Raw genomic sequence first — 24,585 nt, 5'->3', positions numbered from 1 at the left:
TAGAAGTCTTGAAAAGCACTAACCGGGCATAGGCCCGGTCAGTCACTGTTTAGAATATGCCGCGTGGCGACACATCTGCTTTTTCCCGCACTGGACGCCAACTTCGCATCGACAGACTACGGTGAAATGGGTGGCAGGGGAAGAAGGATTCGAACCTTCGCATGCTGGAATCAAAATCCAGTGCCTTAACCAGCTTGGCGATTCCCCTACGTTACTGACTGCTTGCCGTCATGTTGGCCAGTATTATACCGACTATTTGACGCTAAGCAAAATCTTTTTTTGCTGCTTACTTTTCATCACAACATCGTGAGCATCGGATGGTGATTCAGCCCTTTTGCCTTCCAGGCTACCCAGACAGGTGGCACATTTCTGAGCACCGCATCCGCTTCTTCTGCACTGGAAAACGCACTGAATACACAAGCACCGGAACCAGTCATCCTGGCCTCACCGTAAGCACCCAGCCATTCTACCGCATCTGCTACCGGCTTGAAAAGACTGCATGCCACTTGCTGTAAATCATTTTTACCAAACCCGCCCGCATCGTTTCCTTCTGCGAGGTGCCTGGAAAAGTCCGCTATTGTGACGGGTTCAGTATTCCTCGTCAAGCCTTCCACGCAAAAAATTGCAGCGGTGGGCACCTGCACGCCCGGCTCGATCACCACGTACCAGCAATCGGGCGTGACGACAGGCTGCAGGGCCTCGCCCACGCCTTCGGCAAAGGCATTCTCGCCAAAGATGAAAAACGGGATATCGGCGCCCAGCGGCAAGCCCAGCGCCATCAATTCCTCGCGGCTCAAACCCGCCTGCCACAGGCGGTTCAGCGCCATCAGCACCGTGGCCGCATCGGACGAGCCGCCACCCAGGCCGCCACCCATGGGCAGCACCTTGTCGATGGCGATATCGACGCCGCGCGGCAAGGCGCCCGTGCGGCGCAGCACCTCGGCCTGCAGCAGTTTCGCGGCGCGGATGATCAGGTCCTGCTCTTCCGGCACGCCGGCCAGTGCCGTCACGCGGCGGATCGCCGTATCGTCGCGCAAGGCGAAATGCAGGGTGTCGCCATGGTCCAGCAGCTGGAACACCGTCTGCAGCAGATGATAGCCATCGGCGCGGCGGCCGTTGACGTGCAGAAATAAGTTCAGCTTGGCGGGGGCCGGGCAATTGTTCAGGGTCGTCAGTGTCATGGTGCGGTTACAGGTGCGGAAGGCGCGGGATCGAGCACGATGCGCAGCGACACGGCATCGGCCTGCGCGCTGGTGGTGCGCTCGGCATCGATACGCCGCGGTTGCGGCAAGGCGCCCGGTGTATTGTCAGCAGCATCTTGCCACGACACATAGCGCAAGCGCCAGCCATCTTTGGTCGTCACGCTGTCATTGGCGGGCGAGGCGACGAAGCGCTTGCCGTCGGCGCCCATGGCATAGCCTTGCAGCCAGTCGCGCAAACCCGACACGGGCAAGGACCAGCCCAGCATCTGCGCACTCAGGGTATCGACGTCGGGTGCGCGGCGCGGCGCCTTGCCGCTTTGCGTCAGGACGGCTTCCTGCGGCGTGACGGCGATGGTCGCCAGGGTGCTGCCCACGGGCGTAAACAGGGTCACGTCGGTGCGCTGAGCCGTCTGCTGCCAGTTGAAGTTGACGGTGGCCGACTCGGGCTTGTCATCCTTCTGGTAGACGACGTTCAGGCGGCCCGTCAGCTCCACCTGCTCGCGGTAGGGCGCCACGCTTGCGCTCGATGTCGGGGCGCCGGACGAAAATGGGGAAGGCAGGGTCGAGCAGGCCGACAGGGCCAGGCACAGTGCAGCCAGGGGCAGGAGATGTCTAGACATGGGCAAAAGGAAAAACCAGCGCCGCGACGCTGGTTTGGATAGTGGAGTTAATCGATGCAATCACAGGCTGACATTCAGGCGCGCCAGGGTGCTTTTCAGCGCATCGTTTTTCGGGTCCTTGACTTGCGCTTCGCGCCACAGCTTTTGCGCTTCGTCCTTGTCGCCCTTCTGCCACAGCACTTCACCCAGGTGGACGGCGATTTCCGGATCGCTGCGCACGGCATAGGCGCGGCGCAGCGCCGTTTCCGCGGCGGCCAGGTTGCCCATACGGAACTGCACCCAGCCCATGCTGTCCATGATGAACGGGTCGCCAGGCGCCATCTGCAGCGCCTTCTCGATCAGCGCGTACGCTTCCGGCAGGCGGACGCCGCGCTCGGCCAGCGAGTAGCCCAGGGCGTTGTACGCATGCTGGTTGTCGGGCGCCAGCGCCATCACGCGGCGCAGGCTGGCCTCCATCAGATCGAGTTTGTCCAGGCGCTCGGCCAGCAAGGCATAGTCGTACAGCAGTTCCGGATTGTCGGGGAAGCGCAGCAAGGCGTTTTCCAGCACCGTGTAGGCGCTTTGCACGTAGCCGGCGTCTCGCAGGAATTGCGCGTCCACCAGCAGCACCTGCGCCTGGTTCGCCGGATCGTCCGTTTCGATTTCCGTCAGCGCCTTGCGCGCCGCATCGAGATTGCCGCCACGGGCGATCAGCTGGGCGCGGCGCAGGCGGCCATCGAAATAGCCGGCCGACTCGCGGTTGTCGATCTTGTCCAGCCAGGCGATAGCGCCGGCCGTGTCGCCGCGCGTCTCGGCGATCTGCGACAGGATCATCAGGGCCTTGAACGGATCGCGCGCATCGCCAGGCGATTTGTCGAGCACGGCCAGGAAACGCTTGAAGTACTGCTCGGCGCCCTTGGTATCTTCCAGCTGCAGCGCCACGATGCCGAGCGCATACAGGGCGCCCACGTTATCGGGCTGGCTTTTCAGCAGCAGCAGGAACTGGTCGCGCGCCGGCTCGAGCTGCTTTTGCTCAACCAGCAGGCGTGCATACGCGCCGCGCACCTCGACGGCATCGGGATTCTTGTCCAGGAAGGCGGCCAGCACCTTGCCTGCCGCCTCGGCTTCGCCTGTCACCTGCGCCAGGGTCAGCACGGCCAGTTCGGAATTAGGCTTGATGGCCAGCGCCTTGTTCGCTTCGCCGATGGCGCGGTCACGTTCGCCGATCGACAGGGCGCCCTGCGCCAGCACCAGGTGCGCCTCGAACATGTCCAGGTAGGGCTGCACCAGGCGCGTCACCATCGAGTAGGCATACAGCTTGTCATTTGCCCGCGCCAGAATCTGCTGCATCTGGAACAGGGCCACGCCGCGCGCGCCCGCCGGCGCATTGGCCAGGCGTTCGGCGAAAATCGGTTCCGCCTCCTCGATCTTGTCCGTCAGGACGACGAAGCCGAGGAAAAACTGCGTCGCTTCGTCCGATTCCGGGGCCAGCTCGCGCCACAGACGGATAGCCGCCAGCGCCTCGCCACCCTGCTTGGCGGCGAGCGCCATTTCGGAAGCGCGGCGCGCCAGGCGCGGATCGCGCGTCTGCTGGGCCGCCACCATCATGGTCACATACGGCCCCTGCCACTGGCCGCTCTTGAATTCCATTTCAGCCTTGGTCAGCTTGTACAGCAGGTCGCTGCTCAATTCCACCTTGGGCAGCTTCTCGTCCCTGGCGTCGTCGCCGGACTCGGTGCCCGGCAAGGGCTGCGCCGTGGCCGCAGCGGGGCTGGCCGCCCCATCGGCAGGGACGGCAGGCGTCTGCGCCATGGCATGCGTGGCCATCAGGGCGGACAAGGTTACAATGGCGAAAGCGTTTTTCAAAGGCTGATCCTGGCTAAACGGCAAAGTTTGATTCTACGCCCAACCCGCAGATTGCGTACTTCACGTATGTAACGAAATATATACACTGGCGTGACGTATGCTCTCCGGGCCAGCCATCGGCCGGTCGCCCGCCTGTTTTTTGTCCGCTGTTCATTCGTTCGAGCCCTATGCCAGAATTGCCAGAAGTTGAAGTTACACGGCGCGGTGTCGCGCCCCATCTCGAGGGCCGCGCCGTGCGTTCCGTCGTGCTGCGCCGCGACGGCCTGCGCTGGCCCTTCCCCCCTGCCCTGGGCGAACAGCTGTCCGGACAAACCATCGGTCTGACGGGGCGGCGCGGCAAATACCTGCTGATCCACTTCCGCCACGGCACGCTGATCATCCACCTGGGCATGTCGGGCCACCTGCGCGTGCTGCCGCCGGGGACGGAAGCGCAAAAGCACGACCATTTCGACCTGATCGTGGAAGACGCGGACGGCACCAGCCAGGTGCTGCGCATGACGGACCCGCGCCGCTTCGGCGCCGTGCTGTGGCACGATGAGGCCGACGGCCCGCTCGACAGCCACGTGCTGCTGCGCGGCCTGGGAACGGAACCGCTGGAAGGCGGCTTCACGGGCCGGCTGCTGTTCGAAAAAACGCGCAACAAGGGCACCAACATCAAGCAGGTGCTGATGGCGGGCGACATCGTCGTCGGCGTGGGCAATATCTATTGTTCCGAAAGCCTGTTCCGCGCAGGGATCAACCCGAAGACGCCGGCGCGGCGCATCGGCCTGGCCCGCTACGAGAAACTGGCGCAGGCCATCCGCGACGTGCTGGCCGAAGCCATCGTCCAGGGCGGCAGCACCCTGCGCGACTTCATCGGCGTGAACGGCCAGTCCGGCTACTTCCAGCAGACATATTTCACGTACAACCGCACGGGCAAGCCATGCCGCGTATGCGGCGCGCCAATCCGGCAAATCGTGCAGGGACAGCGTTCCACGTTTTACTGCGTGAATTGCCAGAAGTAGCGGTCAAAAGCAAGAAGTCATAGGCAAAGGGAGCCAGATGGTCAGGGACTTGGAACAATACAGCGCATGGCGCCAGGACGTGCTGGCCGCCTTGCAGGCATACCGGCAGGCCGCCAGCGCGGCGGGCCTGGTCGACGGCGCCAGTGCGCTGCGCCTGGCGCGCTGCGTCTCCCGCCTGCTCGATGACCGTCTATCGGTCGCCTTCGTGGCGGAATTCTCGCGCGGCAAATCCGAGCTGATCAACGCCATCTTCTTTGCCGGCTACGGCCAGCGCATCCTGCCCTCTGGCGCTGGGCGCACCACCATGTGTCCCACCGAACTGCTGTACGACGCCGCCTGGCAGCCGTCCATCCGCCTGCTGCCCATCGAGACGCGCGCGCAGAACCTGTCGACCAGCGACTACCGCGACCTGCCCGCCGCCTGGACCGTCCTGCCGCTGAACATCGAGGCGGGCGGCGACATGCAGGAAGCCCTGCGCCAGGTCAGCCTGACCAAAAAAGTCAGCGCGGAGGAAGCCGCCCGCTACGGCCTGTACGACGCCGACGATGCCGATGCCCCATCCATGGTCGATGAGCACGGCCAGGTGGAAATCTCCATGTGGCGCCACGCCATCATCAACTTCCCCCATCCGCTGCTGAAGCAGGGCCTCGTCATCCTCGACACGCCCGGCCTGAACGCCATCGGCACGGAACCGGAGCTGACCCTGAACCTGATCCCGAATGCGCACGCGGTGCTGTTCATCCTGGCGGCCGACACGGGCGTCACGCGCAGCGACATCGAAGTCTGGCGCAACCATATCGGCGCCGGCGCGGGGCGCCTGGTGGTGCTCAACAAGATCGACAGCATGTGGGACGAGTTGCGCGGCGATGCGGAAGTGGCGCAGGCCATCGAACGCCAGCAGGCCAGCGTGGCGCACCTCCTGACCCTGGACGCCGGCCAGGTATTTCCCGTCTCCGCGCAAAAGGCCTTGGTGGGCAAGATCAACCACGATGCGGCGCTGCTGGACAAGAGCCGCCTGCAGGCGCTGGAAACGGCCCTGTTCGAGGAGCTGATCCCCGCGCGCAAGGACATCATCCGGCACCAGCTGACATTCGACCTGGATGCGATTCAATCGGCGCAGCAGGTGCAGGCGGCGGCGCGCGCGCGCGGCATCGCCGAGCAGCTGCACGAGCTGCATAGCCTGCGCGGCAAGAACCAGAGCGTCATCGCCCACATGATGCGGCGCGTGGATATCGAGAAGAAGGAATTCGACAGCAGCCTGTTCAAGCTGCAGGCGACGCGCGCCGTATTTACGCGCCTGTCGACGGAGCTGTACACGAGCCTGGGCATGGACATCGTGCGCGACGATATCGACGGCGTGCGCACGGCCATGCAGCGCAGCCGCTTCTTCACGGGCTTGCGCGACGCCATGCGCCAGTATTTCGAGCGCATCGGCCATAACCTCGACCGTTCGGAAGGCAAGACGACGGAAATCACGGAAATGATGAACGTGATGTACCGCAAATTCGCCGCCGAACACGGCCTGGCGCTGGCCTTGCCGATGCCGTTTTCGCTGGCCCGCTACCGCCAGGAGATTGCCGACATCGAGGCCGTCTACCATAAGCAATTCGGCACGGCGACCCTGCTCACCACCAGCCGCGTCGTGCTGATGGAAAAATTCTTCGACACCATCGCCTCGCGCGTGCGCCGCAGCTTCAGCAACGCCAACGACGACGCCAGCGCCTGGCTGAAGGTCATCATGGCGCCCCTCGAAGCACAGATCGTCGAATACAAGGAACAGCTGAAACTGCGCTTTGCCTCGATCCAGCGCATCCACGACGCGACGGGCAGCCTGGAACAGAAAATCGCCGGCTTTGAAGCCAGCCTGGCGGCGCTCGAACGCGACAAGGTGCAGCTGGCGCAGCTGCTCGCCACCGTGCGCGCCACCAGCGCCACTTAACACACACGCCATAACACGCTACAAGATACTGGAACCCTGCATGAAACGTCTGCTGCATCCGCTCTCGCCCGCCACGGGCGCGGCACTTTTTGAAGACTATATTGACCCCACTTTTTCCGCCACCGTCATCGCCTGGCAACAGCAGCATGGCCGCCACGCGCTGCCGTGGCAAAACACGCGCGACGCTTACCTGATCTGGCTGTCCGAAATCATGCTGCAGCAAACGCAGGTGACGGCCGTGCTGGGCTACTACGCGCGCTTCCTCGAACGCTTCCCCACCCTACGCGACCTGGCAGCAGCCCCCGTGGAAGACGTGATGGCGCAGTGGAGCGGCCTCGGTTACTACACGCGGGCGCGCAACCTGCACAAGTGCGCGCAGCGCGTGGTAGCCGAATATGACGGCGTCTTCCCCAGCGATCCCGCCCTGCTGGCCGACCTGCCCGGCATCGGCCGCTCGACGGCGGCCGCCATCTCCGCGTTCTCCAGCAGCACGCGCGCGGCCATCATGGACGGCAACGTCAAGCGCGTCTTCGCCCGCACCTTCGGCATCGATGCCTATCCCGGCGAAAAACGGGTCGAGGAAGCCATGTGGCGCCGCGCCGAAGCGCTGCTGCCGGAGACCGGCATCGAAGCCTACACGCAGGGCCTGATGGACTTCGGCGCCACCCTGTGCACGCGCAGCAGCCCCGATTGCGGCCGCTGCCCGCTGCAGCCGCGCTGCGTGGCCTACGCCACCGGCCGCACCAAGGATCTGCCCGTGCGCAAGCCAAAGAAGGCCAGTCCGGAAAAACACGCCGTCATGCTCGTCATCATCGACGACGGCCAGGTGCTGCTGGAGCAGCGCCCCGGCTCGGGCATCTGGGGCGGCCTGCTGTCCTTGCCCGAACTGGATGGCCACGTGCTGGCAGATGCAGACTCTCCGCGCGCCATCGATCAGGATGCGCTGGCGCGTGCCGTGGCGCCATTCGGTACCATCGAAACGCAGGAACGGCTGCTGCCCATTGTGCACGTCTTTACGCACTACAAGCTGCACATCGTCCCCTGCCGTATCACCCTGGCGCGGCGCCTGGCGCTGGCCGGAGAGTCCACGCACATCTGGTACGACGGCGCGAAAATCGCCGAGGCGCCCCTGCCGGCGCCCATCAAGAAACTGCTGCTGGACCTGTTCGGTGATGCACGCGCGGCACAGCGCAGCATGTTCTAGTGCGGCGTCTTGTACTGTTCGCGCTGGCGGCGCTGTGTCTGCACGGTGCCCGCGCGGCGGATGGCCTGCCCGAGCTGCCGGAGGTGAGAATTGGCGTGCTCGCCTACAAGGGCGGCGACGCCGTGCAGCGCGACTGGTCGTATGTGACGCGCCACCTGCAGGCCAGCATCCCCGGCATCCGTTTTACCTTGGCCGACTACGACCAGGCAGGACTGACGCGCGCCGTGCAGTCGCAAGCGATCGCCTTTGCCATCACCAGCAGCGGCCATTACGTGGCACTCGAACACAGCGACGGCGCCAGCCGCATCGCCACCCTGGAATCGCCATGGACGGACTCGCCGCGCCAGGCCATCGGCTCGGCCATCGTCGTGCGCAGCACGGCGCCCCTGCACGACCTGGCGGACCTGGCGGGCAAGAACGTGATGGCTGTGGCACCCGATGCGTTCGGCGGCTACCAGATCGCCGCGCGCGAACTGCGCGAAGCGGGCATCGATCCGGCCCGCGATTTTGCCAGCCTGCGCTACAGCGGTTTTCCGTCGCAGCAGATCATCGACGCCGTGCGCGCGGGGCGCATGGATGCGGGCATCGTGCGCACCTGTTTGCTCGAACAGATGGTGGCGCGGGGAGAAGTGCAGTCCGATGAACTGCGCGTGATCACCACTCGGCCGATACCGGGTTTTCGCTGCGCCACGTCCTCGCGCCTATATCCGGACTGGCCTTTCGTCGCCCTGCGCCAGACGCCGCCGGCACTGGCAAAAAAGGTGGCGCAAGCGCTGCTGGCCATGCCGCGCACCAGCGAAGGCTACAGCTGGACGGTGCCGAGCGACTACCAGATCGTCGATGAGCTGTTCCGCGACTTGCGCATCGGCCCCTACGCCTACCTGGACAAGCTGACGTTCGAAACGGCGCTGCGCCGCTACTGGGGCTGGATGCTGCTGGTGCTGGCCCTGCTCGTCGCCTGGGCCGTGCACACGGTGCGCGTGGAATACCTGGTCAGCCGCCGCACGGAGCAGTTGCGCGCAGCCCAGCACCAGCAGCGCGCGCTGGAAGAGCAGGCGCGCCAGCGTCAGGCCACGCTCGACCACACGGCGCGCCTGGCGATCCTGGGCGAGATGGCCAGCGCCATCGCGCACGAACTGAACCAGCCGCTGGCGGCCATCGGCAATTTCGCGCGCGGCATGGCGCGCCGCATCGCGGCGGGCCGGCTGGAGGCGGCCCCCTTGCTCGACGGCGCGCAGGAAATCGCCACGCAAAGCGAGCGCGCGGGTGCCATCATCCGCCACATCCGCGCCATGGCGCAAAAGCGTCCCACGCACAGCACGCCCTTTGCCCTGGCCGACGCCGTGGAGCAAGCCGTGACCCTGTTCCGCGCGGCCCATCCGCAAGCGAGCATCGACTGGCGCCACGAGGCGGTCAGCGCGGCACCGCGCGTGCTGGCCGACCCGCAGCAGGTGCAGCAGGTGCTGCTCAATCTGCTGAAAAATGCGCTCGATGCGCAGCTGGAAAACGGTAATCCCCAGCACCCGATCGGCGTGCTGCTGCACCGCGAAAACGGCGCCTGTACGGTAGCCGTGCGCGACGCGGGATGCGGCCTGGAAGCGGCGCAGATGGCGCGCCTGTTCGAACCGTTTTTTACCACCAAGGCCGAGGGCCTGGGCCTGGGCATGTCGCTCAGCAAAAGCATCATCGAATCGTTCGGCGGCAGCCTGTCGGCCCATGCCAACGCGGACGCGCCAGGCTTGACGGTCTGGTTCCGCCTGCCGGAAGATACGGGCATGCAAGCAAACAAGGACACACCATGAACGAAAGCGATGCGATCATCTTTGTCGTCGACGACGACGCCGCCATGCGCCGCTCGCTGGCCTATCTGTTCGATTCGGCCGGCTGGCAAGTGCAAGCCTTCGAATCGGCGCGCGACTTCCTGCAGCGCTACGATGGCCATGTCCCCGGCTGTTTGCTGCTCGACGTGCGCATGCCCCTGATGAGCGGACTGGAATTGCAGCAGGAGCTGTCGCGCCATGCGATTGCGCTACCCGTGATTTTCCTCAGCGGCCACGGCGACCTGGCCATGGCCGTGCAGACGATGAAGGCGGGCGCCTGCGATTTTTTAGAGAAGCCGTGCAAAGACCAGGTCTTGCTGGACGCCGTCAGCCGGGCCGTGGCACGCAGCGTGGAGGAAAGCCGCAACGCCGCCAGCACGACGACGGCCCAATCGGCGCTGGCCAGGCTTACCGCGCGCGAGCGCGAAGTGGCGCTGCTGATGGCCGAAGGCAAGGCCTCGAAAGTCATCGCCCGCGAGCTGGGCATCAGCGACAAGACGGTGCAGGTGCACCGCCATAACACGATGGAAAAACTGGGCCTGCATTCAGCAGCCGAGGTGGCCCGGCTGCTGATGGCGGGTGGGGCGATTTAAGCCCGCACGATACGCGCCGGCAGTCCCTGCCGCACCGACGTGCCTGACACGGGATCGACAAACACGTTCTTGTCGCCGCGGCTCGGGTCCGTCAATCCCAGGTCGTTCAGGTTGATGCCCGCGCCGATGGCCGGCTCGTCGGGCTGGCGCAGCTTGCCGATGCGGTGGGCGCGCGCGCCGTGCTCCTTGTGGCCGAAGCCGTGTTCCACGGCGATCACGCCCCGCTGCACGCCATGGCGCAGCATCACCGTGGCCCTGGCCCTGCCACCCGGCGTTTCCAGATAAATCTCATCGCCATTTTCCAGCTTCAGGCGGGCCGCATCGTCGGGATGCACGGCGACCGGGTTGTCGGGGTGGATGCCGCGCAAGCGCCGCGCGCCGATGCTGTACGAGTTCTGCAGCGCCGATTTAAAGCTGATCAATTCGAACGGCCATTCGCTCACCGGATAAGTCTTGCGCACGGGCGTGCCGTCGGCAAACGCCGCCACCCGCCAGGCAGGCGTACCGGGAAAGCGCTTGCCGCTCAAGCTGTTCTTGCTCACGCCCAGGCCCTCGTTGTACAGCATCATGGGCTTCAGATAGCGGTGCGTGGACCAGTCCTGCGGATACGGCGTCTCATCGACGGCCGGGGCAGGCGCCACCGGCGCCTTGGGGTTCGCCGGTGGCGGCAGGCGCAGGCCAAACATCTCGCCATAGCTCTGGTAACGCCCTCCCCGCGCCAACATGAAGGCCACCTTGCGCCACTCTTCCGGCTTCAGGGTGCGCTCCAGTTCGGGGCGGATGCGCGCCACGCCGGAGAGCGCAATGTCGTCGTCGCTGGCTTCCGGCACGGCTGTCTTGCCCTGCCAGGCGATGTTGGCGCCGCCCCGCAGATACCAGTCTTCCGCCCGCTGCAGGGGGAAGCGCTGGCCATCCATGTCCTGCAAGGCATCGGGGCCGAAGCCGGGCAAGTCCATCGTCTTCGCCAGCGCGATGAAGAACGTTTCCATGCAGATGGGCTGGCCGTCCGGCGTCTTTTGCACGCGCGGCTCGACCACGGGCCAGCGCGCCGTGCTCATCTTGACGGGCATGCCGCCCCAGGCGCCGGCCCAGCCCCAGCTTTCATACAGCAGGGTGTCGGGCAGCAGATAGTCGGCAAACGCCGAGCTTTCATTGATGAAGGGGTCGATGGCGACGATGAGGGGAATCTTCTTCGGATCGGCCAGCTCCTTGCCGATCTGCGTGCGCAAGCCCGTGATGCCGTACACGGGATTGCAGCTCCACAGGATCAGCGCCTTCAGGGTGTAGGGGTAGCCATTCATGGCGCTGGTGAGCCATTCGGTGGCCAGCGCGGGCGCGTTCGGATACCACGGCGCCTTGGCCGGATACGCCTTGCCCGCTTCTTTCTTCAGCTTGAATTCCGAGGTTTTTTCATATGGCACATTGCGCCCGATGGGCATGCCCGCCGCCTTGATCTCGCCGTCGAAACTCTCCAGGTTGTAGCGCGGACCCGGGCCCGCATCCTTGAAGCTGCCGCCGTTGACGAGGGTGCCGCCCTTGCGGTTCAAATTTCCGATCAGGGTGTTGAGCATGACCAGGGCATACGCGTTATAAAAGCCGGCGCCCGACATCATGCCGCCGTGCGCATTGACGGCGGCGCGCTTGCCATGGCTGGTCAGTTCCTGCGCCAGGCCTTCGATGATGTCGCGCGAAATACCGCAGGCAGCCGCGTATTCCTCCATGCTGTGGCGCTGCGCTTCCTCGTTGAGCATCGTCATGGCCGTCTTCAGGTGCAGCGGCGCGCCCGCAACGTCCAGCGGGCCATCGAAGAACAGCCGCGCCTCGCCCTTGGCGGCGCTGTGCGGCACAATGGCCTGCGTGGCAGCGTCAATCACGCAGAACGGGTCGCCATCCTTGTAGCGCTCTTCTTCCGCCAGTTCGACCGCGCCGATGTCGGAGCCGCGCAGGTAGCGGCCGTCGCGCGGATGGCCCTTTTCGCTGATGATCAAATGCGTGGCATTGCACCAGGCGGCCTCGCCCGCCGCCTCCGCCACCTTCAGGTTCGGCTGCGCGAGGAAGTGGCGGTCATAGCGTTCGTGCTCGATGATCCAGCGTATCATCGCCATGGCCAGCGCGCCATCCGTGCCCGGCTTGATGGGCACCCAGCGGCTGCGGTCGCCCGCCGCCAGGCTGTCCGCATTCGTCAGCACGGGGTCGACGACGACGTAGCTGAAATCGCGCTTGCCCGAGCGCGCCTTGGCGATCAGGGTGCCCTGGCGCTTGAACGGGTTGCCCGCATTGCCAGGGGCAGTGCCGACGAACATGCAGAATTCCGTGTTTTCCAGGTCCACTTTCGCGTGCGGCATTTTCTTCATGTCGCCGAACATGGCGCCCGAACCGCTGCGGTAGGCGCCACCGCAATACGAACCGTGGTTGACCAGGTTCAGGCTGCCGTACGACTGCTTGAAAAAACGCGTGCCGAATGCCAGGCGGCCATCGTCGGTGCTGCACATCAGGCCCACCTGGTTCACTTGCGGGCCCAGCTCCGGCTGCGCCGGATCGATGGGTTTTTCCAGCTCGCGCAGCGCGCGCAAACCCTGTACATGGCCTTCGCCAAACAGGTCGCCGCCTTCCGTCACTTCCTTCACTAGCTGGTCGAAGGCGATCGGTTCCCACTGGCCGCCGCCACGCGGTCCCACGCGCTTCATGGGCGCCAGCACGCGGAACGGCGACTCCATCTGTTCCAGCACGCCGTTGCCACGGCCGCAGGCCGTGGAGCGGCCCTTCAGCCCCTTTTCCTGGAAGCGCGACAGCGAGACAAAGCTGTCGCGGATCGGCGTCTGGTAGGGCAGCGCCGGGTCGGCCGACATGGGGCTGTACGGGTTGCCCGCCACGCGCAGCACCTTGCCGCTTTTTTTATCCAGACGCACGCGCACCCCGCAAAACGTGGTGCAGCCCATGCACATGGTGTAGCTCACTTGCTGGTCCGGATTGACCGTCAGCTTGCCCGTGGCCGTGTCGACGGAAAACTCGGGTACCAGGGAATTGCCGTGCAGCTTCTGCACGGGTTTGTCTTTGCCCAGCGCGTGGTCGACCATGCGGCCGGCCGTGGTGGAAAAGCTGGCGGCAAAGGCGGCCAGGCCGCCGCCGATGGCGCCGTAGCGCAGCAGCTTGCGGCGCTTCTCGTTCTCGTCTTCCGGGACGTCGTTGCGGTCGTCGTTATGGGTGCGTTCGTTCATTTTCAACTCCTCAGTGCGTGGCCATGGCGGGACGGCTGCGTACCAGGCGTCCCGCCCATGGCAAAAATTCCAGCATCAGCAACAGCAACGCGATCCACAGGCCGGCCGTGCCAATGATCCCCATCAAGCCATCGTTCCCCATCGGCAGGTGGTAGTCGTACAGGCCCGCCCCCGTCTTCGGGATCGTCTGGCCGCCGATGAAGATCGTCCAGCGCATCATCCAGGCGCTGTGCAGCGCGATCAGGCCGTTGACGAGGCCACTCGTGGCCGGACGCCAGATGGCCAAGGCCATCGGCACGATGGACGACAGCACGGCCCAGACGGCCGTGAACTGCCATTGCGGCATGCCGGCCACCTGCGTAAAGGCCATGCTGTGGCTGGCGCTCACGCCAGAAAGACTGACGAACAGCCAGCCTCCGCCCAGGGCCAGCACCAGCGCCAGCGACAGGACCAGCGCGCGGTTCAGGGACACTTCCAGCGCCTGGTCGCGGCCCGGCAGGCAGCGGTTGAACAGCAGCGCCAGGCCCACGGCCCCGACGAAGGCCGTGGCGGCAAACTGCGCCGGCAGGAAGGGCGTGAACCACAGGGGACGGGCGCGCACCACCATCACTTCCATGCCCGTGTACAGGCCGACGACGAAGGCGGCCAGCAGGGTGAAGGCGGCGGCGACGCGGATGGCCCGCAGGGAAGCGGCACCGCCGCGCCCCAGCAGGCGGTAGGCGAAGGCCAGGCGGTCCTGGCCCTGCCCCCCCGTGGCGAAGTCCACGCGCAGCGCCAGCCACGCGTACACCATCAGACAGCCCAGATACAGGGGAATGAAGAAGGAACCCCACGACATCCACGACTGCGGCTGGAAGTAAATGTAGAAGTGGTAGAAGCGGCCCGGCCCGTGCAGGTCGGCCAGCAGCGCCACGGGCGCTGTCATGCCGCACACGAGGGCCGCCAGCAGCGCGATGCGCCCCAGGCGCTCATACGCCTTGCGGCCGAAGACGAAGTACGGCAGGGTCAGCATGAAGCTGCCGTAACTGAGGCCGATGAGGAAAAAATACTGCACCGCCCACGGCAGCCATGCCGCTTCGCGCGTGACGTTGAGAATTTCGGTGATGTGGCTGTCCATGGTTTATTTCCCGTGTTTGCTCGGTTGCCAAAGTGTCGCTTCGCCCTCGACGTGGCCGGCGAAGCGCGTGTCAAGTCCCAGGTAAAACACGTGGGGCTGGGTGCCCTGCTCGGGTTTGAGCACCTTCACCTTGTTCTCGGTCAGCAGCTGGTGCACGACGCTGTGCGGGTCATTCAGGTCACCGAAGATGCGCGCACCGCCCACGCAGGTTTCCACGCAGGCGGGCAGCAAGCCTTCGTCGACGCGGTGCGCGCAGAACGTGCATTTGTCGGCCTTGCCCGTCTCGTGGTTGATGAAGCGCGCGTCGTAGGGGCAGGCCTGCACGCAGTAGGCGCAGCCCACGCAGCGGTCGCCATCGACGACGACGACGCCATCCTTGCGCTGGAAAGTGGCGCCCACGGGACAGACGGGGATGCAGGGAGGGTTGGCGCAGTGGTTGCACAGGCGCGGCAGCATGTAGGTGCCGCAGCGCTTGTCTTCCTTGACTTCATAGGTGGAGACGACGGTGCGGAAGCTGTTTTCCGGCACGGCGTTTTCCATGATGCAGGAGACGGTGCACGCCTGGCAGCCGATGCACTTCTGCACATCGACCACCATCGCCCAGCGCTGGCCGCCTTCGCCCTGGGTGGCCGCCATGGCGGCCTTGCCGGGCAGCGGCGCGATGGCCGCCCCGATGGTAACGGTTGGCAAGGCGCGCAAGAAACTGCGGCGCGATTCAATCATGGCACTCTCCTTGACGATGGGCGGCAAGCCCTTGTTGACTTGCTGCCATGATAGAAAAGAAGGTGCGGCTAGGGTATTGGGGGGATCGGGTGGGGAGCTAGATGATCATGCCGATTGACAGGATCGAAAATGCGAGGTAGGCCGGAGTGGCGCGGCAAGGCCACGCATAATCCGACCTACAACTCATCCAAAGAATATAAGCGACGGTGTTCGCGGATCGCGTAGCGGTCCGTCATGCCGGCGATGTAGTCGGCGATCTTGCGCGCCTGCTTGCTGACATCGTCACCGCTGACCTGATAATCGGGCGGCAGCAGGGCCGGTTCGGCCATGAAGCTGTCATACAGTTCGCGCACGATGCGGCTGGCCTTCACACGCATGCGGTTGACCTGGTAGTGGCGGTACAGGTTGGCGCGCAAAAAGCGCTTGAGCTCTGTCGCATCCTTGCGCATGGGGTCCGAAAAACGGATCAGCGGTGGACTGGCGCGCACTTCGCTGACGTCGCGCGGGGCGGCGTCGGCGATCAGCTGCGTCGAGGTGACGATCAAATCGTCGGCCAGGGCCGTGATCAGGCGGCGCAGGGTTTCGTAGATGGCGCGCCGTCCCGACAGGCCGGGGAACGCCTGCTGCACGTCGCGCCACAGGCGGCCGAAGAATTCCACCTCTTCCAGTTGGTCGATGGTGATCAGGCCGGAACGCAGGCCGTCGTCGATATCATGGCTGTTGTAGGCGATTTCGTCCGCCAGGTTGGTCAGCTGCGCTTCCAGCGTCGGCTGCGTGCGGTCGATGAAGCGCTGGGCTACGGGACCCAGTTCGCGCGCGTGCGCCAGCGAGCAGTGTTTCAGGATGCCTTCGCGCGTCTCGAACATCAGGTTCAAGCCGTCGAAGGCGCCGTAATGCTCTTCCAGGGTATCGACCACGCGCAGGCTTTGCAGGTTGTGCTCGAAGCCGCCGTGCTCGCGCATGCATTCGTTGAGCACGTCCTGGCCCACGTGGCCGAACGGCGTGTGGCCCAGGTCATGCGCCAGCGCGATGGCTTCCACCAGGTCTTCATTGAGGCGCAGGTTACGCGCGATGGAGCGGCCCACCTGCGCCACTTCCAGGCTGTGCGTCAGGCGCGTGCGGAACAAATCTCCCTCGTGGTTGAGGAACACCTGGGTCTTGTACTCGAGGCGGCGGAAGGCCGAGGAGTGGATGATGCGGTCGCGGTCGCGCTGGAACTGGCTGCGCGAGGCGTGCGGCGCCTCGGCAAAGCGACGTCCCTGCCCCTGCGCCGAGTGGGCCGCATAGGGGGCGAGGAAGTCTTCGGGCAGCATGTTACTGCACTCCGGCGGCCAGGGTGGCCAGCACCAGCTCGTGCGGCGCGGACGTGATGTTCGGGCTGCCCAGGGGTTGCAACAGGATGAACTTGATGGCACCGCCCTCGTTCTTCTTGTCCACTTCCATCAGTTCCAGCCAGCGCTCGACACCGAGGTCCGGCGCCTTGATCGGCAGGCCGGCGGCGGCGACGAGCTTGCGCACACGCTCCACAGCCGCCTGGTCGATATAGCCCATGCGGCACGACAGGTCGGCCGCCATCACCATGCCGCAGCCGACGGCTTCGCCATGCAGCCAGTGGCCGTAGCCCAGGCCCGCTTCGATGGCGTGGCCGAAGGTGTGGCCGAAATTCAGGATGGCGCGCAAGCCGCCTTCACGCTCGTCCTGGCGCACCACGTCGGCCTTGATTTCGCACGAACGGGCGATGGCATACGCCAGCGCGCCCTTGTCGCGCGCCATCAGCTTGGCCATGTTCGCCTCGATCCAGTCGAAAAACGCTGCGTCGATGATGGCGCCATGCTTGATCACTTCGGCCAGGCCGGCCGACAGCTCGCGCGCCGGCAGGGTTTCCAGGGTCGAAGTGTCGGCGATCACGGCGCGCGGCTGGTAGAAGGCGCCGATCATGTTCTTGCCCAGCGGGTGGTTGATGCCCGTCTTGCCGCCGACGGAGGAGTCGACCTGCGCCAGCAGGGTGGTGGGCACCTGCACGAAGCCGATGCCGCGCATGTAGCTGGCCGCCGCATAGCCGGTCAGGTCGCCGATCACGCCGCCGCCCAGCGCCACCAGGGTAGTCTTGCGGTCGCATTTGTTAGCCAGCAGCGCATCGAAGATCTGCATCAGGCTGGCCCAGTTCTTGTACTCTTCGCCGTCCGGCAGGACGATGCTGATCACTTCGCGGCCATCGCTGGCCAGCGCCGCCTGCAGGCGGCCCAGGTACAGGGGGGCGACGGTGGTATTGGTGACGATGGCCACCTTGTGACCGCTGATATGGCGCAGCAGCGCATCGGCGTCGGCCAGCAGGCCGGGACCGATGGCGATCGGATAACTGCGTTCGTCGAGGTCTACGCTCAACAACATTTTGGATTGCTCGTTCATCGAAGGCTCTGCATGAATGACGCAGTTCGGCGAGGCCTCGCATTCGAGGCTGGCCAGCTGCATCAGGATAGTCTGAACCATCGATTGTACGTTAGGACGGCCCGTGTCGATCACAATGTCGGCCACTTCCAGGTAATGGGGCTCGCGCTGCGCCGTCAATTCTTCCAGCTTCTTGCGCGGGTCGGCCGTCTGCAGGAGGGGCCGGTTCTTGTCATGGCTGGTGCGCGTGAGGATGTTGCTGACGCTGGCGCGCAGGTAGACCACCGTGCCGCGTTCCTTCAGGTAGGCGCGGCTGTCTGCATTGAGAATGGCCCCGCCGCCCGTGGCCATGACGATGCCTTCCTGGGCGCTCAGGTCGCGGATGACTTCGGCCTCGCGCCGGCGAAAGCTGGCCTCGCCCTCGATTTCAAAGATCCACGGGATGGTCGCTCCCGTGCGTGCCTCGATTTCGTGGTCGGAATCGACAAAGCGCAAGCCCAGCTTGCGGGCCAGGATGCGCCCGATCGTGGTTTTACCTGCGCCCATGAGGCCGACAAGGAAGATATTACTGTTAGAGATTTCAGACACTTTTTATATCATTCAGAAAATAAACGGACGCCACGAGCGGCCTGCCTCCTGCGCAGCACCGCCCGTCCCCCTCGCGTCAAGGACAAGAGAATGCCAGTTTAAACGGATAACTGGTGGTGTTGCCCAGCGGCGTCGTCACCGTCACATTAAACGTGCTGGCCAACGCAACCGTGCAACTGGTCGGCGTCAGGCTGTTAATTGTAACGGCATGCCAGCTTCCCTGGTTACCTTGAATGTTGCCGCCCGTCCTGTCGTCGACGCCGGCGCCATCATGCGGGAAGATGTTTTGCACGCTGATCGGCGATATCGTGGCGGCACCGTTGACCAGGCTGGTGATCGCCACCGTACTCCCGGAAGGCATGGGATTCTGGTGCAAATCGCTGATACGCAGCGTGAACTGGCGCACGTCCGCAGCCTTCACGGTGCCCAGATCGTAGGTACTGCCATCGAGACTGACTCTCTTCGTGCCGTCGGCCAGCGTGAGGTTCTCGGCACGGCTGCCGCTCAAAAAGATGCCAATCCTTGCAAACAGGGGCTTGCTACCGTCTGTCGTGCTGGCGCACACAATGGCCAGGCCCGGCCAGTCGGCGTCGGGTGTGCCGCCATGGGCCACATCGTTGCACGGCGTAGTCGGCGGATTGGTCGCCACGCGCGGATTCTGGCTGCGGAAATCGACCGTGCAGCCGCCATTCGTGGTCGTGCACCCACCCATGCTGGCAGAACCGACTGCCCCCAGGCTGCTTTGGAATGCCACCGGCGTGCCATCGGGGACAGGATTGCCCGCCTGGTCGGCCAGAAGGACCGTGATGGTCGTCGCGGGGCTGCCGACCGCACTGTCATACGACCAGCCTTCCACATTGGGTTTGGCCACGCTGAGGGAAAATGCCGTCTGCACCGGCAGGCCCGTCGTCACGAGGATGGAGTCGGACAGGGTCGAGACGCCGGACGCCAGGCTGGCCTTGACGCGGAAAGTGGTGGGCGTCTTGCCGGAATTGACGGTGGTAATGACTTCGCCGTTGGCGTCGGTGCTATCGCTGGTTTTGTTAAGCGTAATGTCTGCCCCGTTCACCAGGTCAAATACCACCGGCTGACCAGCCAGCGGCTTGTTGAAGGTATCGAAAACGCGGAAAGTGAGGGTTGCCGTTTCCGTGCGCGACAAGCCGCCCTGGCCCTGGATCACGATCGATTTGCCCACCGGACTGACTGCGGAGAACTGCACCGATGCCGCCGCTGGCCGGGCAACCGACATGGTGGCGTGCGAACCGAATCCCGTGCCATCGACGGTGGCGTTAATCATGTCGTTGTTGCCACAGCCATTGTCCCGGTACACGGCTGTCGCCGTACCGCCGCTGGTAGGTACGCTGGCAGCCAGCGTAGCCTTGCCTGCAATGGTGCAGCTGGAACTGAAACTCACGTTGACCTTCTGCGCCGTATACAGATTGCCGCCTGCCAGCACGTCGACGGAAACCATCGACGAACCATAGGCAGCGATGCTGGCCGGAGCAAGCCGGAGCGTGCCCAGCGTCAGTTCGGTCGCCCCTACCGAGTAATTGACCTCGTTGCTGACGACGGCACCATTGACCGTCGCGGTCGCGCGCAAGTTGGCGGCGCCGCTGGCAGACATGCTCACGGGCCGCAAGGTGACATTGGCCACGCCGGCGGCATCCGTCAATGCCGTGCCCGTCGATGAGGACATGACGGCCAGGCTGTTGTCTGTCGAGAACACCACAAGCGCGCCAGCGAGCGGTTTTCCGCTCAAGTCGCTGACCAGCGCCCTGGCCGTCAGCGGGGTCGCGCTCGACAGCGCACTGCTGGCGCTCGACCCGTTCAGCAGGGATAGCGCCAGCTTGGCACCCGATGCTTGCACCGAGGTAACTGCATAGTTCGCCTCAGCGCTGACGGTGGCACTGCCAGCCGTCACCGTGGCGCTCAGTTTACCGGCACCGGTGACCGACGAATTGAGCGGCGACAAGGTGATGCTGGCGATACCCTTGGCGTCGGTGAGCGCCGCGCCATTGCTTGTTGAAAAGGAAACCAATGTGGCATCTGTGGAAAACGTCACCAGTGCATTACTGACAGGCGTGCCATTCTTGTCGACGACGGAAGCCCTGGCCGTCAGCGGCGTCGTGCTGCTCAGTGCGTTGCTAGGCTGACCAGCCGCGTTATACAGCGTGACGCTGACCGCGGCCGCCACGCCCCCCGTCGTGCCGCCACTGCTGCCGCCGTCGATGGTCGGATCACCCCCACCGCCGCCGCAGGCCGCCAGCAAGGCGCCCAACGCCAGCAAGACCAGCCAATTCGATACCCGACTCCAATAAGTGTTGCCCCAAGATACATTCCGCATAGTCGCCATCAGTCCGCTTTCGTCCGCATTGTTACTTAAACGTAAAGATGTGACATTAACGTGTTGCTGGCTGATCTGCCACTATTTTCGGTGTAATGAACACCATCAGTTCCGTTTTTTCTTGACTGCGGCCCGTGCTGCGAAAAAAAACACCGAGCACGGGGATGTCGCCCAACAACGGTACCTTGCTGTCCGTGCCCCGTTCGGACTGCTGATAAATGCCGCCCAGCACGACCGTGCCGCCATCCTCCACCATCACCTGCGTGCGCACGTGCTTGGTGTCGATGGCGAAGCCGGACCGCGTTTCCTGGCCCACGCTGTCCTTGTTGACGTCCACTTCCAGCACCACGTTGCCATCGGGCGTGATCTGCGGCGTCACTTCCAGGCGCAAATTCGCCTTGCGAAACGTGATCGACGTGGCGCCGCTGCTGGTGGCCACCTGGTAGGGCAATTCGATGCCCTGCTCGATCAACGCCAGCACCTTGTCGGCCGTCACCACGCGGGGGCTGGAAATGATCTTGCCCCTGCCGTCCGCCTCCAGTGCGGACAGCTCCAGGTTCAGGAAACGGTTGGCCGCCGCCGAAAACAGGCTCAGGGCGAAACTGGCCGGCTGCAAGCCATTGATGCTGGCGGCCGGCAAGTTGACGAATTGCGTGTTCGGCACGAAGGCGCCGCTGCCAGCCACCGTTTGCCCCGTCGCCTCGCCCACGCCCTGGTAGCTGCCGCCGATGGCCGCGCGGCGTCCGCTGCCGCCCAGGGAAAAGCCGGGCACCTGGCCCGCCGCCAGGCGCTGGTCGGAAAACCCCAGGCGCGCGCCCAGGTTGCGGCTGAAGCTGTCGTTTGCCTCGACGATGCGCGCCTCGATCATCACCTGCCGGGTGGCAATGTCCGTCCTGGCGATCAACAGACGGATCTGCTCCAGGCGCGCCGGCACGTCGGTGACGAACAGCTGGTTCGTACGCGGCTCGATCAGCACGCTGCCGCGGCGCGACAGCAGCCGGCTGCGCCCCTCGCCCGCATCGAGGCCGAATACCGTGCGGAACGCTTCCGCTTTCTGGTAATTGAGCTGGAAGATGGCCGATTGCAGCGGTTCCAGTTCCGCGATCTGCGCGCGCTGTTCCAGTTCCAGCTTTTCGCGCGCGAGGATTTCTTCGCGCGGCGCGATCCACAGCACGTTGCCATTGCGCCGCATGTCCAGGCCCTTGGCCTGCAGCACGATATCGAGCGCCTGGTCCCACGGCAAGTCGCGCAGGCGCAGGGTCAGGTTGCCCGCCACGCTGTCGCTGGCGACAATATTTTGTCCGGAAGCATCGGCCAGGATGTGCAGGGCGGCGCGCACGCCCACGTTCTGGAAATCCACGGAGATTTTCTCGCCCGCATACAGACGCGGCGCCGACACGTGCGCCACGTCATCCTGCGCGATGCAGCCCGCATGCAGGAACAGGGCCGCGGCCACGAGCATGCGGCGCGCGTTCATGGCACGGCCTCGGGCGGGCTTGACGGTGCGACGGCGCCGGTTGCCCCCGCCGCCTGCAAGGCCAGGCTGCCGCGCCGTTCGCGCCACGGGCCGTCCGCCTCGCGCAGCAGTTCACGATATTGCACGGCCTGCTCGCTGATGGCCGTCACCACACCATGGTCCGGTCCCAGATGCTGGCCCAGCTCCACCCGGTACACGCGTGGCCCCGCCTGCAGCAGCGCGCTCAGGCGCCCCGCGTGGCGCACGCTGCCGACCATGCGCAAGGCCGCCATGGCCATGCTTTCCAGCGGTTCGCGGGGACGGCGCAAGTCCGGTCCCGCCACACCGGCCGATGCTGGCGGCGATCCCGGCAGCCGCGTACCGAACGGATCGGGCAAGCCGGCAACTGCATACGGATGCGGCACGAAGGCGGGCGCCGCCTGCCAAGCCACTGGCGCCGGCCGGGCCGGCTGCGGCAAGCGGGCTTGCGCGGCCCGCTCCTGCGCATCGGGCAAGCGATACGCGTGCAGCACGGCATCGAGGGTCAGCATGCCATCCTTGCCCGCAGTCAATGCCAACTCGTGCACGGTCACGATGCGCGGCAACCGTGCCAGGTCCGCCATCAGCTCGCCCATGGCGTGATAGCCGCCGCGCAGCTGGACGGCGATGGGCAGCGCCACATAGTGCGCCTGCGCCTGGGGGGCGCCCGGCTTGAACAGGGTAAATTGCAAACCGCGCGACTGCCCTGCCGTATTGATATCGGACAAGAGCACCGCCATCTGCTGATGGTTCGGCAATTGCTGTTCCAGATTGGCGAGCTCGGCGCTCGCCTGGCGCTGCTGTTCACGCCAGGCCGGCAAGCGTCCTGCGCCGGCATGGGCTTGCAGGTAGGCCGTGCGCAGACGCGCTTCCTCCCCGTGCGCAGCCTGCACGGCGGCATGCAGCCCGTCGAGCCAGGCCAGGTGCAGCAGCGCGGCCACCAGGACGGCGCCCAGGACGGCCGCGGCGAGGCGGGCCCGCAGCGGCCACAGCGACGCTTGTTTCAGGCTCAGCATGATCAGCCACCTCCCGATTTACGGTCGCTTGCCAGGCGCTGCCGGTGCAGGCCATGTCAGCCGTATCGTCCATTCCACCGCACCGTCCGCCGCGCCGCGCACTTCCAGCAGTTCCGGCTTCGACGCCGGCGCCGCCTCGGCCAGCGCCAGCATGAGCGCCGCCACCTTGTCCTGCGCAACGGCATGCCCTTGCAAGCGCAGCAGCGCCGCTTCCTGGCGCACGCCGCGCAAGGCCACGCCGGCCGGCATGGCGCGCGCCAGCACTTCCAGCATGTGCACCCAGGCATTGCGTTGTTCTTGCAGCCCGGCAATCGCCTGCCGCCGCGCCAGCAATGCCGCCGTCTCGTCCTGCACCCGCCTGCCCGTCTGCAGGGCAAGCTCCACCTGCTGCGTGGCGCGGCGCCAGTCGTCCTGGCGGCGCGCCAGCGCATCGAGCCGCAGATGCAGCCAGCCCGCCGTACCCAGCGCCAGCAGCAGGCCTGAGAATGCGCCGCCGGCTAGCAGCCACAACAATGCCTGGATGCGCCGCCGCCGCGCCGCCTGCCGATGCGGCAACAAATTGATGCGCGGCACTGGTGCCTGGCCCTTCATCGGGCGTACCGGTGCAAGGCCAGGCCCCAGGCCAGCTGATAGGCGCCGCCATCGGGCAAGGCTTGCCAGCCCCCTTGCGCCAGCGCCGCCTGCACGGCCAGCGCCTCGCTATCCATGACGACGGCCTGCAAGCCTGCCGCCTTCGCTGCGTCGAGGCGGCGCTGCACGCTGGCGCGCCGCGCCGCCACCAGCAGCACGTCGATCTCCGGCCCTTGCTTGCCCGCCAGCGGCGGTGCCGGACCCAGGGTGAGAAAATCCAGGCTGGCGTCTTCCAGCGCAAACGGCATGTACTGCGCCGCCTCCAGCTCCACGAGGATTTCCAGCTGCTCTTCCGGCAAGCCTGCCGGCAGCCGGATCGCATGCGTGATCAGGGCCGTGGCCGGCATGGCCAGCGCCACCCGCGTGCAGGTGCTGCCACTATCGCGGCAAGCCTGCTGCAGGGCCGCGGCCAGGGCCGGCACATCCTCGACATTGCCCTCCAGCATGATTCCCGGTGCCAGCGGGGCGGCACCACGATACCGGCAAGACAATGTCCCCCGCCGGCGCACCAGTTCGACGACGCGTATGGCATCGTGCCCCACATCAACGCCGAGCAAGCCCCAGCCCGGTAGACGACGCATGGATATGTTTTTCATGAAGAAATGTCACCGCGGGATGGCCACTGTCGTCAGAAATCCTAGCCCCGGCAGTGACGGCTTGTAAACGGCTTTCCCGCCTGGACTTGCGGCACGCGGCGACTATCTGGGGGTGATGTGATCTGGCGCAGAATAATTGTTACCAAATCCTGGTTGCCAGCGAGCCAATACGCGCTTATATAGAGTAGCGACAAGTATCAAGCAGCCCGCAGGCAGGCGCCATGGCGCGCTGCCGCCCCGGCA

17 protein-coding genes, 1 tRNA gene and 1 pseudogene are annotated in these 24,585 nt (G+C 65.3%); 5 read left to right on the top strand and 14 right to left on the bottom strand.

What is annotated here, in order from left to right; translation table 11 throughout:
* Positions 1–131: 131 nt before the first annotated feature.
* The 4 genes from EBS11_RS14575 to EBS11_RS14560 all read right to left on the bottom strand — a co-directional run bounded on the left by EBS11_RS14575 (position 132) and on the right by EBS11_RS14560 (position 3,667).
* A tRNA-Gln gene (locus tag EBS11_RS14575) sits at positions 132–208 on the bottom strand.
* 88 nt (positions 209–296) lie between these two features.
* Positions 297–1,181, bottom strand: coding sequence for a 4-(cytidine 5'-diphospho)-2-C-methyl-D-erythritol kinase (gene ispE / locus EBS11_RS14570; RefSeq protein ID WP_290603756.1), 885 nt, complete (start codon positions 1,179–1,181; stop codon positions 297–299).
* The gene (locus EBS11_RS14565) at positions 1,178–1,822 is read right to left on the bottom strand and encodes an outer membrane lipoprotein LolB (protein WP_290603755.1); all 645 of its coding nucleotides are present in this window, start codon (positions 1,820–1,822) and stop codon (positions 1,178–1,180) included. The genes ispE and EBS11_RS14565 overlap by 4 nt, the downstream gene beginning before the upstream one ends.
* Positions 1,823–1,882: 60 nt before the next feature.
* Positions 1,883–3,667 carry a tetratricopeptide repeat protein gene (locus EBS11_RS14560; protein WP_290603754.1) on the bottom strand — a complete coding sequence of 595 codons (1,785 nt, stop codon included), beginning with the start codon at positions 3,665–3,667 and terminating at the stop codon, positions 1,883–1,885.
* A gap of 167 nt (positions 3,668–3,834) precedes the next feature.
* Here EBS11_RS14560 and mutM point away from each other — a divergent pair, with 167 nt between their 5' ends.
* Genes mutM through EBS11_RS14535 form a run of 5 tightly spaced genes read left to right on the top strand, consistent with a single transcriptional unit; the run spans position 3,835 to position 10,227 of the window.
* Positions 3,835–4,671, top strand: coding sequence for a bifunctional DNA-formamidopyrimidine glycosylase/DNA-(apurinic or apyrimidinic site) lyase (gene mutM, locus EBS11_RS14555; RefSeq protein ID WP_290603752.1), 837 nt, complete (start codon positions 3,835–3,837; stop codon positions 4,669–4,671).
* Positions 4,672–4,708: 37 nt separating this feature from the next.
* Positions 4,709–6,610 carry a dynamin family protein gene (locus EBS11_RS14550; RefSeq protein ID WP_290603750.1) on the top strand — a complete coding sequence of 634 codons (1,902 nt, stop codon included), beginning with the start codon at positions 4,709–4,711 and terminating at the stop codon, positions 6,608–6,610.
* Between the two features lie 40 nt (positions 6,611–6,650).
* Complete coding sequence (gene mutY / locus EBS11_RS14545) at positions 6,651–7,814, top strand: A/G-specific adenine glycosylase (RefSeq protein WP_290603748.1); 1,164 nt, start codon at positions 6,651–6,653, stop codon at positions 7,812–7,814.
* Entirely contained in the window at positions 7,814–9,616 is a 1,803-nt protein-coding gene (locus EBS11_RS14540) for a sensor histidine kinase (RefSeq protein WP_290603746.1), read from the top strand. Before mutY ends, EBS11_RS14540 begins: the two co-directional genes overlap by 1 nt.
* Positions 9,613–10,227, top strand: a complete 615-nt coding sequence (locus EBS11_RS14535; protein WP_290603744.1) for a response regulator — start codon at positions 9,613–9,615, stop codon at positions 10,225–10,227. Before EBS11_RS14540 ends, EBS11_RS14535 begins: the two co-directional genes overlap by 4 nt.
* On the opposite strand, the gene EBS11_RS14530 is transcribed toward EBS11_RS14535, so the two are convergent.
* From EBS11_RS14530 to pilM, 10 genes and pseudogenes are all read right to left on the bottom strand, one after another.
* Complete coding sequence (locus tag EBS11_RS14530) at positions 10,224–13,445, bottom strand: molybdopterin dinucleotide binding domain-containing protein (RefSeq protein WP_290603742.1); 3,222 nt, start codon at positions 13,443–13,445, stop codon at positions 10,224–10,226. The two genes, EBS11_RS14535 and EBS11_RS14530, sit on opposite strands and share 4 nt — an antisense overlap.
* A 10-nt stretch (positions 13,446–13,455) precedes the next feature.
* Positions 13,456–14,562, bottom strand: a complete 1,107-nt coding sequence (nrfD, locus tag EBS11_RS14525; protein WP_290603740.1) for an NrfD/PsrC family molybdoenzyme membrane anchor subunit — start codon at positions 14,560–14,562, stop codon at positions 13,456–13,458.
* A 3-nt stretch (positions 14,563–14,565) separates the two neighbouring features.
* A complete protein-coding gene (dsrO, locus tag EBS11_RS14520; protein ID WP_290603738.1) occupies positions 14,566–15,285 on the bottom strand; it encodes a sulfate reduction electron transfer complex DsrMKJOP subunit DsrO in 720 nt (239 codons plus the stop codon).
* Between the two features lie 176 nt (positions 15,286–15,461).
* Positions 15,462–16,598, bottom strand: coding sequence for a deoxyguanosinetriphosphate triphosphohydrolase (locus EBS11_RS14515; RefSeq protein WP_290603736.1), 1,137 nt, complete (start codon positions 16,596–16,598; stop codon positions 15,462–15,464).
* A 1-nt stretch (position 16,599) separates the two neighbouring features.
* Positions 16,600–18,261 carry a bifunctional shikimate kinase/3-dehydroquinate synthase AroKB gene (aroKB, locus tag EBS11_RS14510; RefSeq protein ID WP_290603734.1) on the bottom strand — a complete coding sequence of 554 codons (1,662 nt, stop codon included), beginning with the start codon at positions 18,259–18,261 and terminating at the stop codon, positions 16,600–16,602.
* Positions 18,262–18,337: 76 nt separating this feature from the next.
* On the bottom strand, positions 18,338–20,548 hold the full coding sequence (locus EBS11_RS14505; RefSeq protein WP_290603732.1) for an Ig-like domain-containing protein: 2,211 nt from the start codon (positions 20,546–20,548) through the stop codon (positions 18,338–18,340).
* A gap of 112 nt (positions 20,549–20,660) precedes the next feature.
* Positions 20,661–21,992: pseudogene (locus tag EBS11_RS14500) on the bottom strand (type IV pilus secretin PilQ family protein); the annotation flags it as partial.
* Between the two features lie 86 nt (positions 21,993–22,078).
* Positions 22,079–23,116: a pilus assembly protein PilP gene (locus EBS11_RS14495; RefSeq protein ID WP_290603730.1), complete on the bottom strand. Its 1,038-nt coding sequence runs from the start codon at positions 23,114–23,116 to the stop codon at positions 22,079–22,081.
* An 18-nt stretch (positions 23,117–23,134) separates the two neighbouring features.
* Positions 23,135–23,707, bottom strand: a complete 573-nt coding sequence (locus tag EBS11_RS14490; RefSeq protein WP_290603728.1) for a PilN domain-containing protein — start codon at positions 23,705–23,707, stop codon at positions 23,135–23,137.
* Positions 23,704–24,327 (bottom strand): pilus assembly protein PilM, encoded by a 624-nt coding sequence (gene pilM, locus EBS11_RS14485; protein WP_290603726.1) that lies wholly within the window; start codon positions 24,325–24,327, stop codon positions 23,704–23,706. The genes EBS11_RS14490 and pilM overlap by 4 nt, the downstream gene beginning before the upstream one ends.
* Between the last annotated feature and the right edge of the window lie 258 nt (positions 24,328–24,585).

It is taken from the genome of Janthinobacterium sp. (assembly GCF_009923995.1).
In the GTDB taxonomy this organism is placed as follows: domain Bacteria; phylum Pseudomonadota; class Gammaproteobacteria; order Burkholderiales; family Burkholderiaceae_D; genus Janthinobacterium.
The sequence above is the reverse complement of the archived record's forward strand: the minus strand, read 5'-3'. Positions and strand labels throughout refer to the sequence as shown.

Coding starts and splice junctions, on each gene's coding strand:
- EBS11_RS14565 (WP_290603755.1), bottom strand. CDS start 1,822: ATGTCTAGACATCTCCTGCCCCTGGCTGCACTGTGCCTGGCCCTGTCG.
- mutM (WP_290603752.1), top strand. CDS start 3,835: ATGCCAGAATTGCCAGAAGTTGAAGTTACACGGCGCGGTGTCGCGCCC.
- EBS11_RS14550 (WP_290603750.1), top strand. CDS start 4,709: ATGGTCAGGGACTTGGAACAATACAGCGCATGGCGCCAGGACGTGCTG.
- EBS11_RS14530 (WP_290603742.1), bottom strand. CDS start 13,445: ATGAACGAACGCACCCATAACGACGACCGCAACGACGTCCCGGAAGAC.
- EBS11_RS14495 (WP_290603730.1), bottom strand. CDS start 23,116: ATGCTGAGCCTGAAACAAGCGTCGCTGTGGCCGCTGCGGGCCCGCCTC.
- mutY (WP_290603748.1), top strand. CDS start 6,651: ATGAAACGTCTGCTGCATCCGCTCTCGCCCGCCACGGGCGCGGCACTT.
- nrfD (WP_290603740.1), bottom strand. CDS start 14,562: ATGGACAGCCACATCACCGAAATTCTCAACGTCACGCGCGAAGCGGCA.
- EBS11_RS14515 (WP_290603736.1), bottom strand. CDS start 16,598: ATGCTGCCCGAAGACTTCCTCGCCCCCTATGCGGCCCACTCGGCGCAG.
- EBS11_RS14490 (WP_290603728.1), bottom strand. CDS start 23,707: ATGAAGGGCCAGGCACCAGTGCCGCGCATCAATTTGTTGCCGCATCGG.
- ispE (WP_290603756.1), bottom strand. CDS start 1,181: ATGACACTGACGACCCTGAACAATTGCCCGGCCCCCGCCAAGCTGAAC.
- EBS11_RS14535 (WP_290603744.1), top strand. CDS start 9,613: ATGAACGAAAGCGATGCGATCATCTTTGTCGTCGACGACGACGCCGCC.
- dsrO (WP_290603738.1), bottom strand. CDS start 15,285: ATGATTGAATCGCGCCGCAGTTTCTTGCGCGCCTTGCCAACCGTTACC.
- pilM (WP_290603726.1), bottom strand. CDS start 24,327: ATGCGTCGTCTACCGGGCTGGGGCTTGCTCGGCGTTGATGTGGGGCAC.